General features: G+C 74.5%; 8 protein-coding genes. 4 read left to right on the forward strand and 4 right to left on the reverse strand.

Annotated features, from left to right (window positions below; translation table 11 throughout):
• The first annotated feature begins 56 nt into the window (after nucleotides 1-56).
• Complete coding sequence (locus tag ACS5RC_RS12005; protein WP_478344091.1) at nucleotides 57-1313, forward strand: MFS transporter; 1257 nt, start codon at nucleotides 57-59, stop codon at nucleotides 1311-1313.
• 141 nt (nucleotides 1314-1454) lie between these two features.
• Nucleotides 1455-2279, forward strand: a complete 825-nt coding sequence (locus ACS5RC_RS12010) for an enoyl-CoA hydratase/isomerase family protein (RefSeq protein WP_478344092.1) — start codon at nucleotides 1455-1457, stop codon at nucleotides 2277-2279.
• 206 nt (nucleotides 2280-2485) lie between these two features.
• Here the strand turns inward: ACS5RC_RS12010 and ACS5RC_RS12015 are convergent, their stop codons facing one another.
• Nucleotides 2486-3124 (reverse strand): hypothetical protein, encoded by a 639-nt coding sequence (locus ACS5RC_RS12015; RefSeq protein ID WP_478344093.1) that lies wholly within the window; start codon nucleotides 3122-3124, stop codon nucleotides 2486-2488.
• 216 nt (nucleotides 3125-3340) lie between these two features.
• Nucleotides 3341-4027, reverse strand: coding sequence for a GntR family transcriptional regulator (locus ACS5RC_RS12020; RefSeq protein ID WP_478344094.1), 687 nt, complete (start codon nucleotides 4025-4027; stop codon nucleotides 3341-3343).
• 200 nt (nucleotides 4028-4227) lie between these two features.
• Between ACS5RC_RS12020 and ACS5RC_RS12025 the strand changes: the two genes are divergently transcribed.
• Entirely contained in the window at nucleotides 4228-5715 is a 1488-nt protein-coding gene (locus ACS5RC_RS12025; protein WP_478344095.1) for a carboxypeptidase M32, read from the forward strand.
• Between the two features lie 73 nt (nucleotides 5716-5788).
• On the opposite strand, the gene ACS5RC_RS12030 is transcribed toward ACS5RC_RS12025, so the two are convergent.
• Nucleotides 5789-9241: an AAA family ATPase gene (locus ACS5RC_RS12030; RefSeq protein WP_478344096.1), complete on the reverse strand. Its 3453-nt coding sequence runs from the start codon at nucleotides 9239-9241 to the stop codon at nucleotides 5789-5791.
• An 8-nt stretch (nucleotides 9242-9249) separates the two neighbouring features.
• Nucleotides 9250-10500, reverse strand: coding sequence for a metallophosphoesterase family protein (locus tag ACS5RC_RS12035; RefSeq protein ID WP_478344097.1), 1251 nt, complete (start codon nucleotides 10498-10500; stop codon nucleotides 9250-9252).
• 121 nt (nucleotides 10501-10621) lie between these two features.
• Here ACS5RC_RS12035 and ACS5RC_RS12040 point away from each other — a divergent pair, with 121 nt between their 5' ends.
• A complete protein-coding gene (locus ACS5RC_RS12040) occupies nucleotides 10622-12808 on the forward strand; it encodes a caspase family protein (protein ID WP_478344098.1) in 2187 nt (728 codons plus the stop codon).
• Nucleotides 12809-12907 lie beyond the last annotated feature (99 nt).

Genomic DNA, 12907 nt, shown 5'->3' on the forward strand with positions numbered 1-12907 from the left:
CCCGGCAAGAGCGGTCGCGCGAGCGGCCCGCCTTCGAACTCGCAGAGCATCTCTCCATGGCCAGCTTCAAGACCGTGATGAAATCGGGCCACCCCCCGACACTGTTCGCCGCATTTCTGTACTTCGACTTCTGCTTCGCGATCTGGGTCCTGAACGGGGCGATGGGCCCCTTCATCACCGAGACCTACAAGCTCAGCCCGGCCCAGACCGGCTTCATGATCTCGCTGCCGATCCTGGCGGGCGCGATCATGCGCTTCCCCCTCGGCGTGCTGGCGCAGTATATCGGCCGCAAGAACGCCGCGCTCACCGAGATGGGCATCATCGTCCTCGCGATGATCTACGGCTTCCTGTTCGTCTCGAGCTACAACGACGTCCTGGCGATGGGCGTGCTGCTCGGCATCGCCGGCGCCTCCTTCGGCGTCGCGCTCTCGCTGGGCTCCGGCTGGTTCCCGCCCGAGCACAAGGGCCTCGCCATGGGCATCGCGGGCGCCGGCAACTCGGGCACCGTGCTCGCCGTGCTGTTCGCGCCGCCGCTCGCCCAGGCCTACGGCTGGCAGACGGTCTACGGCTTCGCCGGGGCGGTGATGCTGATCCCGATCGCCGTGATGATCGTCCTCGCCAAGGAGCCGCCGGACGGCCAGCACCAGAGCTTCAAGGAGCACGTCTCCTGCCTGTTCACCAAGGACGGCTGGGCCTTCTCGCTGATCTACATCATCACCTTCGGGGGCTTCATCGGCCTGTCGAACTTCCTGCCGACCTTCTTCTACGAGCAGTTCGCCGTCACCAAGGTCGAGGCCGGTCGCCTGACCATGCTGGCGGCCCTGATGGGCTCGGGCATCCGCATCCTCGGCGGCTACTTCGCCGACCGGATGGGCGGGATCCTCGTCCTGTCGCTGGTGCTGCTCGCCGCGATCGCCTCCTTCCTGGCGCTGACCGCGACCCCGTCGCTGGCGGTCACCACGATCCTGTTCATGCTCTGCTTCGCGGCGCTCGGCGCCGGCAACGGCGCGCTGTTCCAGCTCGTGCCCCTGCGCTGGCCGGGCAACACCGCGGTCGCCGGCTCGATGATCGGCGAGATCGGTGCGCTCGGCGGCGCGATCCTGCCGAACGTGATGGGCTTCTCGAAGCAATATACCGGCGCCTTCGCGACGGGCTTCGTCGCCTACGCGGTCTTCGCCCTCGTGGTGCTCGGCTGCCTGATGCTGTGGCAGCGCAAGTGGGTCGGCAGCTGGGTCGGTCCGCGCGGGAAGGTGCTGGAGCCCGGCATCGCCGAGCGCGGCGTCCCCGCCACCCTCAAGCCGGCGACCGTCTAGGACGGCGACCATCCGGGCTGAGACCGGACGGCGGACGGGGGCCCTCGGGCCCCCGTTTCCATGTCGGGGCCCGGGCGGCGCTTGATCGGAGCGCCCGAGTTGCTCCAGACGGGTGGGCGAAGCCGCTTCCGAGGATCCGCCATGTCCCCCGACGACACCGCTCCCGCCCCCGCGGGCGAGGAGCTTCTCTTCCGTGTGGACGCGACCGGGATCGCCCGCCTCGTGCTCAACCGGCCGCAGGCGCGCAACGCGCTGACCTTCGCGATGTACCGCGGCATCGTGGAGATCTGCGCGCGGGTCGCGGCGGATCCGGCCGTCAAGGTGCTGCTGATCGCGGGCGCGGGCGACAAGGCCTTCGCGGCCGGCACCGACATCGCCCAGTTCCGCACCGTCACCACGCCCGAGGACGCCCTCGGCTACGAGCGCTTCATGGACCGCGTGCTCGGCGATCTCGAGCGCCTGCCCGTGCCGACCGTCGCCGTCGTGGCCGGGGCCTGCACGGGCGGCGGTGCGGCGATCGCGGCGGCCTGCGACCTGCGGATCGCCACGCGCGACGCCCGCTTCGGCTTCCCGATCGCCCGCACCCTCGGCAATTGCCTGTCGATGGCCAACCTCAAGCGCCTGTCCGACCTCGTCGGGCCGGCCCGCGTCAAGGACATGATCTTCACGGCCCGCCTGCTCGGCGCGGAGGAGGCGCTGCGGATCGGCCTGATCGGCGAGGTGGTGGAGGACGCCGCCACCCTCGAGGCGCGCGCGACCGAGCTCGCGACCTTGCTCGCTGGCCACGCGCCTCTGACCCTGCGGGCGACCAAGGAGGGGCTGCGGCGCCTCGCCGAGACCCCGGAGAGCGAGGGCGAGGGCCGTCCGGGCGACGACCTGATCCTCAGTTGCTACATGAGCGACGATTTCCGCGCCGGCATGGAGGCCTTCCTGGCCAAGCGCCCGCCGGTCTGGACCGGTCGCTAGCGCAAGCCCTGTCGCGGCGCTCGGCTGCCGGGACTAGCGGTCGGCGCGGTCGAAACCCCATGCTCGCTGCCGCCCGCTCGCGACGCTCCCGGCGCCGTCGGATCCGCCCCGGTGCGTCGTCGGCCCCCGGGCGACACGGGACCCGGCTGCCGCCGGTCAAAGCGCGCCGCGCGCCAGGACGCTCGCCCGGCGCATCGGCGCGTCCCTCAGTTCGGGTCGCTGGTCTCGACATAGCGGACATAGCCCGCACCGACGCCGGCACCGGGCGTCGAACTCCAGGATTGTCCGTAGCACCGCAGCCCGGCGAACGGCTTGTTGCCGAACAGGAACATGTTGAGCGCCAGCCCGTTCTGCGGATCGCTGTAGCCGAACAGCGCGCCTCCGGTGCCACCGAGCGACAGCAGCCAGCCACCGCAGGGGAAACAGAAATCCGGAAAATACTTGTCCGTCGCGACTTCGCCGACGCCCGTGCTCGGATCGTCGAACGACGAGGAGTTGACGCCGAACGGGAGACCTTTGCTCACCGATGCGGCGATGTACGTGTAGTCGAGATAGAGCTCTCTCTGCTCGGGTTTGTTCTCGAGGATCAACTTGCCCTTCGCGACGGTGCCGACGATGCTGAAGGATTTTTCGCGGGACGTCTTGTAGGTCCAATTGCTGGAATACTTGAACGCAGAAAATCCGAAAATCGACACGGTCGCCTCCGTCAGTAGACTGATCACTCCCATCAGACGCTGTCGGGCCGACGATTTTTGGCGGATCGGCTCAGGTGCGAGTGCTTCGGATTCGGGTCTTTCTGCGCCGAAGACTTGGGAAGTGTACGCATCGATCGCGGTTCGCGGCAACCGTCACGGTCCCGCGGCATCATCGCGGCGTGCCCCAGCCGCGAGGGACCGGAACGCGACGCCCGGCAGCGCCGGTGCCGACGCGTTCAGCGGGCCGGATCGGCGGCGCCCGCGACGTTCCGATGTCGATCCTGGCGCGGTCGGGACGGCGCCGACGCGGCACCTGTTCCTCGGCAGGCCCGGGTGCTCCCCGGGCGCCGCATCCTGCGATGCGGGTCAGCCGGCCTCGGCCACGGAGTCACCGAAGCTCGCGGCGATCACCGCCTTCTTGCTGCGCACGTGCGCGCGCATCAGCGCGGAGAGCGCCGTGCCGTCCCGCGCGCGCAGGAGCGCGATCATCCGCTCGTGCTCCTCGACGGCGCGCGACCATTGCTCCGCCGTCTGGTGCGCGGAGTAGCGCGAGCGCTGGATGCGCCCGGACAGGCTGAGATACAGGCCGGCCAGGATCGCGTTGCGGCTCGCCGACATGATGGCTTCGTGGATGCGCCGGTTGAGCGGGTAGTAATTGACCTCGTCGCCCGACTTCCAGGCCGTCACCATCGCCGCATGGTCGGCCTCGATGTCGACGATCTCCTGCTCGGTGATCGCGCTGCAGGCGAGATCGGCGGCCGTGGCCTCGAGCCCGCCGATCACCTCCAGCATCTCCTCGATCTCCTTCTGGGAGATGCTGGCCACCCGGGCGCCGCGGTTGGGCAGGAGTTCGAGAAGCCCCTCCGTCGCCAGGATCTTGATCGCCTCGCGCAGCGGTGTCCGGGAAATCCCGAAGCGCTCGGTCAGCTCGCTCTCGTTGACCCGCGCGCGAGGCTCCATCTCGCCCGATTGAATCAGCGCGCGCATCCGATCCGCGACCTCGTCGTGGAGATAGCGGCGGTTGATGCCGAAGCCGGGATCGATCTTGTTCATCGGGGAAGAGTTTAGGCCGAATGGTCGGGCTGCACAATTGTTCGGATCTGTCCGCACACAACTCTGTGTCCTGCACGATCTCGCGGCCAAGATCCGCCGACAACCCGGGACGGCCGTTTGCCGCTGTGGTTCGACGAGCCCGGCACCAGTAAAGTCGCGCCGCTGGGTCCGCCGTCTGACCCGCGGTCTCGGGAATTCACATGCACGCCTATTCCAGCCTGGAACAGACCTTCGCCCGGCTCGCGGCCCTGAACGGAGCCTCGGGCATCCTCGGATGGGACAGCCAGACCCTGATGCCCGACGGGGCGGCCGGGGCGCGGGCCGACCAGCTCGCGGTGCTGAGCGGCCTGTCGCACGAGATCCTGACCGCCCCCGACATGGCGGACCGGTTGGCGGCGGCCCGGGAGGAGGCCCTCGATCCGGCCCGGAGCGCCAACCTCAGGGAGATGGCGCGCGCCCATGCCCACGCGGCGGCGGTGCCGCCGGATCTGGTCGAGGCGAGCTCGCGCGCCGTCTCGCGGGCCGAGATGACGTGGCGCACGGCCCGCGCCCAGTCGGATTTCGCCGCCCTCGCGCCGCACCTCGCGGAGGTGCTGCGACTCCAGCGCGAGATCGGGGCGGCGAAGGGCGCGGCGCTCGGCCTCGCCCCCTACGACGCGCTCCTCGACGGCTACGACCCGGGCATGCGCCGCGCCACGATCGACCCGCTGTTCGCGGGCCTGCGCACCTGGCTGCCCGACCTCGTCGCGCGCATCCGCGAGCGGCAGGCGCGGGAGCCGGCGCCGCTCCCACTCGACGGACCCTTCCCGATCGAGGCGCAGCGCCGGATCGGCCTGGCGCTGATGGAGGCGGCGGGCTTCGACTTCACGCGGGGGCGGCTCGACATCAGCCTGCACCCGTTCTGCGGCGGCGCCACCGACGACGTCCGCATCACCACGCGCTACGACGAGGCGGATTTCGCCAAGGCCCTGATGGGCGTGCTGCACGAGACCGGCCACGCCCTCTACGAGCAGGGCCGCCCGGAGGCGTGGCGGAGCCAGCCCGCGGGCGAGGCGCGCGGCATGACCCTGCACGAGAGCCAGAGCCTCATCGTCGAGATGCAGGCCTGCCGCTCGGCCGAGTTCTTCCGCTTCCTCGCGCCCCAGCTGCGGCAGGCGTTCGGCCGGTCCGGCGCGGCGTGGGAGGCGGAGAACCTGCACCGGCTGAACACCCGGGTCGCGCCCGGCCTGATCCGGGTCGATGCCGACGAGGCGACCTACCCGGCCCACATCCTGCTGCGCTACGACATCGAGACCGCGATGATCGCCGGAGACCTCGCGGTGGCCGACCTTCCGGGCGCCTTCAACGACGGCATGCGCGGCCTGCTCGGCCTGGAGGTGCCCAACGACCGCCTCGGCTGCCTTCAGGACATCCACTGGCCGGGCGGGGCCTGGGGCTACTTCCCGACCTACACATTGGGCGCGCTCTCGGCCGCCCAGCTCTTCGCAACGGCGCGGCAGGCCGAGCCCGGCCTGCTGCCGGCGCTGGCCGCCGGCGATTTCGGCCCCTTGCGCGGCTGGCTGCGCCGGAACGTGCACGCCAAGGGCAGCCTGGAGGATACCGGTGCGATCCTCGAGGCGGCGACCGGCGCGCCGCTCGGCACCGACGCGTTCCGGCGCCACCTCGAGAGCCGCTACCTCGACGCGTGAGGCCGGCCGCGCGCGGCCTTCCGGACGCCCGCGGCCCGGAGAGCGCCCGCGGCCCCGAGGCCGCCGACAATCCTCACAGCGCGAGCACGTCGACGGCGCTGCCGAGGCGCGCCCGGGCGAGGTCGGCGACGTGGCGGTGGTGGGTGAACAGGATCGGCTGGACATGCGCGCCGATCGCCGCGAGGGCGTCGAGCCCGTGCCCGGTGCGCGCATCGTCGAAGGTCAGGAAGAGGTCGTCGCCGATGAAGGGCGCCGGCTCGGAGCGCGCCGCGTAATCCTCCAGATAGGCGAGCCGCAGGGCGAGGTAGAGCTGGTCGCGCGTGCCCTCGCTCAGGCCCTCGACCGGGACGAGGCCGCCGGCCGGGCGCCGGCCCATCAGCCGCGGCTCGTCGCCCGCATCGTAATCCTGGCTCAGTCCGGCGAAGCCGCCGCCCGTGAGGTCCGAGAAGAGGGCGCCGGCCCGGGTCAGGAGCGGATCCTGCTGGCCCGCGCGCTGGCGGGCGATGGCGCTGCCGAGCAGGAGCCCCGCGAGCTTGAGCACCGCCCAGCGCCGGGCCTCACCCTGCAGCTCCGCCTCGGCCGCCTTGCGCTGAGCCGCGGCCAGCTCGGCGCCGACGCCGCCCTCGAGTTCCTGGCGCCGCCGCTCGCCGCGGTCGCGGTCGGCGAAGGCGGCCTGACCGCGCCGGTCGAGGGCCTCCTCCTCGAGCGCCAGCGCGCCGAGCGCCGCGTCGAGCCGATCCGCCGGGGTGGCGTCGAGGTCAGCCCGAAGCGCCGCCTCGGGGACGCCCTCGGCCACCCGGGTGAGATCGGCGCGGCGCGCCTCCAGCTCGGCCCGGAGGGCGCGACGGGCGGTGGCGCGGGCGTGCAGGCCGGCCGGCTCGGCCCCGGCGACACCCGCGACAGCCGCGAGATGCCGCGCCAGCGCCTCGCTCGCGCGGCGCTCCTCCCGCGCGGCAGCCTCGCAGGCCTGGGCCGCCGCCTCGCGCCGCTCAGCGAGATCGGCCCGGCGCGCCCGGCGCTCCAGCCCGTCGCGCAGCCGATCGTGCAACGCCCGGATCGCGGCGGTGGTCGGCAGGCCGGCGAGGTCGGGCGCCACCTCCGCGACGAGGCGGGCGGCGGCCTCGCGATAGGCCTCCATGTCGCGGCGCAGGCCCGCGATCCGGCGCTGCTGACGCTCCAAGTCGTTCAGGATCGCGGGCACCGATTGCCAGGCGGCGAGCGCGGCCTCCGCCTCGTCGAGGCCGGATTCGGCCGCGAGGCCCAGGGCCGGGATCGCCGCCTCCCAGTCCAGCCGCCACGCCGCCTCGCGGAGGCGGGCCTCGGCGAGATCCGCCGCGACCCGCTCCCGCTGCGTCGCGGCGGCGCGGGCGCGGGCCTGAGCGGCGATCCGGCCCTCCCAGCTCTCGGCTAGCGCCGCGACGCGCTCCTCGATGCGGGCCAGCAGCAGGCTCGGATCGAGATCGGGCAGGGGCGCGAGGCCGGCGCGCCGGGTGAGTTCCGCGAGGGGTCCGCGCGCGGCCTCGACCCGCTCGGCGATCCGCCCGCGCTCCAGGCTCTGCGATTCGATGATCTGCTGCGTCTCGAGCAGCTTCTCCACTTCGGCGAGCCACGCCGCCATCTCGTCCGGAGAGGCCGGCGCGATGCCGGTCTCCGCCCAGGCGGCCTGCCACGCGGCCTCGGCCCGATCCAGGTCGCTCTGGACCGCATCGCGCGCGAGGCGGGCGGCCTCCGCCTCGGCGCCCTCGGCCTCCAGGCGCGCGCGGTCGGCGGCCTGCTCGGCGGCGCGCGCCGCATCGGCCACGAGGGCGTCGGCGGCCCGGTCGGCCTCGAGGATTGCCGCCCGGTAGCGGCCGGTCGCGGCCGGATCCTGCGCCGCGAGGACCGTCTCGAGCAGGGCGTCGCGAGCCTCGCGCAGGCGGGCGAGGTCGGCGGGCGAGGGGATCGGGCGACCGGCCTCGCGTAGCCGGACGCGCAGGCGCGTCTCCGCGACCTGGCGCTCGGCCGCCTCGTGCCGGTCGGCGGCCCGCTCGCGCCGCCGCTCCAGCGCCTCGCGCTCACGGCGATGGCGGGCGATCGTCTCGGGCGCGGGCAGGCCCGATTGCACCAGCACGCCGAGATCGGGCACCGGGGGCACGAGGCGCGCCGCCTGCAGCCAGAGCAGGCCGGCCTCGCGCCGGACCGCGCTGTCGAGGTCTTCGCGGCGCGCCACCTCGGCGCGGAGCCCGGCGAAGCTGCGCAGGTCGGCCCGCAGGGGTGCCGGGTCGATCGCGGCCTCGGCCGCCTCCGGCAGGGCGTCGCCGGGCCCGGGCCGGAGGGCGGCCGCCTCGCGGACGAGGCGGTCGATCTCGGCGGCGCAGGCGCGACCGCCGCGGATCAGGCCGGCGATCCGGGCGCGCGCGGCGTCGGAGGGCTGGCGGGCGCCGAGGCGGCCCACGTCGCCGAGGCCGATGCGTGCCGCGAGCCGGTCGAGATCCTGGGCGAAGCCGTCGGCCTCGGCCTGGATCCGGGGCAGGTCCTGCGCGTCCTTGTCGTGGCGGGCGATGCCCCGAAAGGCGTCGAGCACCGCCTCGGCGCGGCCGACGAGGGCCTCGTCGAGGGGCAGGGCGGCGAGGTCCGCATCCGCCCGCGCCAGCGCGTCGGCCGCCCGCTCCGCCTCGGCCCGCGCCGCCGCCCCGGCGGCGAGCCCGGCGCCGAGCGCGTCCGTCCAGGCATCGGAGAGGCGGGCCGGGAGGCCGTCCTGGGCATCCGCGGCGGCGATCCGCTCCGCGGCGGCGTCGATCGCCCGGATCAGCGGCGCAACCCGCTTCAGCCGGGCGAGGCGCGCCTGCTCGCCCGCCAGCCGCGCGCGCTCCTGCCCGAGGGTCTCCAGGCGCTGCGCGGCCTCCGCGATCTCGTCGTTGAGATCGCGCCAGTCGCCGGCGCGGAGCTCGCCCTGGCGGATCGCCTTGCGGGCCTCCTCGTAGCGGCCGAGCGCCTGGTAGAAGGTGCGCTCCCGCGCGGCCCGCGGCATGAAGATGCCGGCCGCCTCGGTCTCCAACTCGTCCTGCAGCGCGCGGTAGCCGCGCAGGCCCGAGGCCGCCGCGAACAGGCTCGCGCCGAGCTCGCCCTTGGCGTCGAGCATCTCGGCTGCGCCCGCCCGCAGGGAGCCCGAATCGAGGCCGAAGGCGCGGCAGAACACCTCCCGGGTCAGGCCGCCTAGGAAGGGCGCCAGCGCGTCGTCCGGCAATGCGTCGTCGGCGCCGTCCACCAGGGTGTTGCGCCGACCCTTGCGGCGGCGGAACCGCAGGCTTCGCCCGTCGGCGGCGCGGATCTCGGCGCCGAGCCGCAGCTGGGGCATCTCGTGCACGAAGGCGTAGCGGGTGCGCTCCTCGATGCCGAAGAGCAGGTCGGTGACGGCGGCGAGCGCCGAGCTCTTGCCGGCCTCGTTGGCGCCGAGCACCACGTGCAGGCGGGCGTCCGGGCGGAAATGCACCACCCGGTCCGTGAAGGGTCCGTAGCGCTCGAGGGTCAGGCTGAGGAGGCGCATCGGTCGGCTCAGCAGGTGCGGCCCGAGAGCCGGCCGAGCACGAGAGCCTCGGCCTCGGCGCAGAGGGCATCGAGATCCGCACCGAGCTCCGCGTCGTCCGCATCGAGCCCCGGGGGCAACTTCGCCGCGATCTCGGCAAGCGCCGCGCGGGCGCGGGCGCGGAACTCCGGGTCGCGGTCGATCGCGGCCAGCAGCGTCGCCGGGTCGATCGCCGCCGCGAGGCCGGACGGACCGGCGCCCGCGGCGCGGGGGCGCGCCGTCCCGATCGTCAGCCGCTCCAGCCAGAGGTCCTCGTGGACGCGGTGGGCCGCCGCCTGGATCTCGGCGGCGAGCCCCGCCCGGTCCGCGGCGAGGCGGTCGTGCAGGGCCGTCTCCCCGGTGAGATGGACCCGCACCGCCGTCAGCCGGCCGGCGCCCGTCGGCGCGAGCGGCCGGATCGCCGCCTCGACGGCGGCCACGGCGTCGCGCTCGTGGGCGATCCCCTCCAGGTCGACCGCGAGCCGCTCGAACCGGGCGTGGTCGACGATGACGCGCTCGACGCCCGCCACCCGCCCATCCGCCACGGTGACGGCGACCGCGCCCTTGGGACCGCATTCGCGGATGCTGCGCCCCTGGATGTTGCCCGGGAAGACGATCCAGGGGTCCCGCGACAGCTCGGCATGCTCGTGGATATGGCCGAGCGCCCAGTAATCGTAGCCGCGGCCGGCGAGGTCGGCGATAGAGCAGGGCGCGTAGGTCTCGTGCGCCGCGTGGCCGGTGCAGGAGGTGTGCAGGATCCCGATGTTGAACCAGCCGGGCAGGGCGGCCGGATAGGCGAGGGCGTAGTTCTCCGGCACCGCCCGGTTGGGGAAGCTGCGCCCGTGCAAAGCCACCTTCAGCGATTCGAGCCGCGCGGTGTCGGCCCGCGTCGCCGGGAAGGCATGGACCGAGGGCGGCAGGCTGACCGCGCGGGTGATCACGCTCTCGGCGTCGTGGTTGCCGCGCACGAGGAAGACCGGAATGCCCGCCCGGTCGAGCCGGGCCATCTGGCGGGCGAAGAACAGGCCGATGCTGCTGTCCGACCAGTCGCCGTCGTAGACGTCGCCCGCGATCACCAGGAAGTCGACCGCCCGCTCCAGCGCGGCGCCGACGAGATCCTCGAAGGCGCGGCGGCCGGCGGCAGCGAGGCGACGGGCGATCTCGGGATCGCGCGCGGACAGGCCCGCGAGCGGGCTGCCGAGATGCAGGTCGGCGGCGTGGATGAAGCGGAACCGGCTCATGCCCGCCGAAACTCCGTCCCCCACCCTGGTCCTGACAGGTCCCGATCCACCGTTCAGCCGCGATTCACCGCCACAAGCCTGCAATCCGAACCGCCGGAGCCGGAGCCCGGAGGAGATGCCGATGCGCTCGATAGACCTGTTCCGCCTCCTCGTCGCGGCCTTTCTGGCCGCCCTCCCGCTTCTCGTCAGGCCGGCGCTGGCCGAGGGCGGCGAGCGGCGCATCGCCCTCGTCGTCGGCAATTCCGCCTATCCGGGCGCGCCCATCGCCACCGCGGCGAACGATGCCGGCCTCGTCGCGCAGACGCTCCAGGCCGCGGGCTTCGACGTGGTGGGGGCGCGCGACCTCGACGAGGCGGCCCTGCGCCAGGCGCTGCGCGACTTCACCGACAAGGCCGCCGCGGCCGGGCATGACGCCGTGACCTTCGTCTACTTCGCGGGCTACGGGCTGCAGGTGGGCGGCGAGAACTACCTCGTGCCGGTGGATGCCCGGATCGAGGGCGCGGCCGACGTGGCGGTGGCGGCGCTCCGGGTCTCGGACTACGCCCGGCGCCTCGCCGCGCTGCCGCTCAAGGCCCGCTTCCTCGTGCTCGATGCCGGGCGCCGCAGCCCGTTCGCCACCCGCGGCGAACCGCTCGCGGGCGGCCTCGCCCTGATGGAGGCCGAGCCGGGCAGCCTCGTCGCCCTCAACGCGGCGCCCGGCACGGTCGGCCCGCCGGAGACGGGGGCCTACGGGGCCTATGCCCGGGCGCTCGCCGAGATGATCCGCGACGGCGGCCTCGACCCGGCCGCCCTGTTCGATCGCGTCCGGCTGCGCACGGCCGAGACCAGCGCCGGCGCGCTGGTGCCCTGGGACGCGGCCCGAATCGATCCGGGCTTCCGCTTCCTGCAGCGGACTCCCGAGGCGCCCCCCCTCGACCCGAGCGCCGAGGCCGCCGCGCTGCGCGCGCGCCCGCTGCAGGAGATCGGCGCGCGGGAGGCCTTCGCCCTCTGCCTGGAGCGCGACACGCCGGAGGGCTACGCCGCCTTCCTGGAGGCCTATCCGGGCGATCCGCAGGCCGCGCGGGTGCGCGCCATCCTGGCGGCGCGGCGCGAGGCGGCGACGTGGCGGCGCAGCTGGCTCGCCGGCACGCCCGAGGCCTATTGGTCCTACCTGCGGCGCTATCCGCGCGGGCCCCACGCCTTCGAGGCGCGACGCCGCCTCGCCAGCCTCGCTGCGGCCCTGCAGCCGCCGCCCCGCTTCGCGGAGATCGCCTATGACCTGCCGCCGCCGCCGGCCGACGAGATCGTCTACGTCGAGCGCCCGGTCGTATACTTCGCCGATCCCGTCTACGCCCTGCCGCCGCCCCCGCCGCCGGTCCTGATCCTGGCGGCGCGCCCGGCCTACATCGTCGACCTGCCGGCGCCCCCGCCGCCGCCGGGCGCCTACCTGCTGCCGAGCCCGGCCTACGCGGCCCTGCCCGCCTACGTGCACGCGCCTGCCGGCGTGGCGCCGCCGCCGGACAACCCGGTCTTCGGACGCCTCCACGAGGGGCCGGGCGAGAACCGGGGCCCCGGGCCGGGCCGCGCGGTGGGCGCCGTCGGCGGGGCCATCGCGGGGGCCGCGGCGGGCCTCGCGGCGACGCGGGTCGCGCTCCCGCCCTCCCTGGCCGGTCGGGCCGGGCTGCCGCCGGCCGCGGGGCAGCCGGCTCCGGCGGCCGGACCTCGTCCGGCGCCGTCCCAGATCGGTGCCCACGCGCTCCCGCCCGGGCGGGTCCCGGGCGCGCAGGCGCCGGGATCCGCTTCCGCCCCGCTCCAGGCGGCGCGGCCCGGCCTACCCGTCGGCCCGCCGTCGATGGCCCGCGATCCCCGCCTCGGCGGATCGGTTCCCGGCGCCTTCGAGGCGGCGCGGGGCGCCGCGATCCAGCGGGCGCAGGCCGCGGCGGAGCGGCAGCGCAGCGAGCAGGACCGGCGGAACCGCGCCCAGGCCGGCGACGCGCAGCGGGGTCAGGCCCTGCAGCGGGGTCAGTCCGTGCAGCGCGAGCAGATGGTGCAACGCCACCAGGCCGCGCAGCGGGGCCAGGCGATGCGCGACCAGCAGATCATGCGCGCCCAGCAGATGCAGGCGATGCGGGCCCAGCAGATGCAGGCTCAGCAGATGCAGGCCACGCGCGCGCAGGCGATGCAGCGGGCGGCGCAGGAGCGGACGGTCCAGGCGATGCAGCGTCAGCAACCTGCTCCGCAGCCGCAAGGACGCCCGGCCCCGCAGGGCGGCGGACATCCCGGCGGCGGCCATCCCGGCCGCTGCCCGCCCGGCCTCGCCTGCCGCTGAGGGCACCGCTTCGCGCCGGAGCGGGATCCAGCGCCGCGGCGGACGCTCCGGGCCGATCCGGCGCCGAAGCAGCGAACGCCTGGCCTCGGCGCGCGTTGA

This window comes from Methylobacterium sp. HJ2 (assembly GCF_056431005.1).

Excerpts from the sequence above, each read along its gene's own strand:
- ACS5RC_RS12005 (WP_478344091.1), top strand. The coding sequence starts at position 57 with ATGGCCAGCTTCAAGACCGTGATGAAATCGGGCCACCCCCCGACACTG.
- ACS5RC_RS12010 (WP_478344092.1), top strand. The coding sequence starts at position 1,455 with ATGTCCCCCGACGACACCGCTCCCGCCCCCGCGGGCGAGGAGCTTCTC.
- ACS5RC_RS12020 (WP_478344094.1), bottom strand. The coding sequence starts at position 4,027 with ATGAACAAGATCGATCCCGGCTTCGGCATCAACCGCCGCTATCTCCAC.
- ACS5RC_RS12025 (WP_478344095.1), top strand. The coding sequence starts at position 4,228 with ATGCACGCCTATTCCAGCCTGGAACAGACCTTCGCCCGGCTCGCGGCC.
- ACS5RC_RS12030 (WP_478344096.1), bottom strand. The coding sequence starts at position 9,241 with ATGCGCCTCCTCAGCCTGACCCTCGAGCGCTACGGACCCTTCACGGAC.
- ACS5RC_RS12035 (WP_478344097.1), bottom strand. The coding sequence starts at position 10,500 with ATGAGCCGGTTCCGCTTCATCCACGCCGCCGACCTGCATCTCGGCAGC.
- ACS5RC_RS12040 (WP_478344098.1), top strand. The coding sequence starts at position 10,622 with ATGCGCTCGATAGACCTGTTCCGCCTCCTCGTCGCGGCCTTTCTGGCC.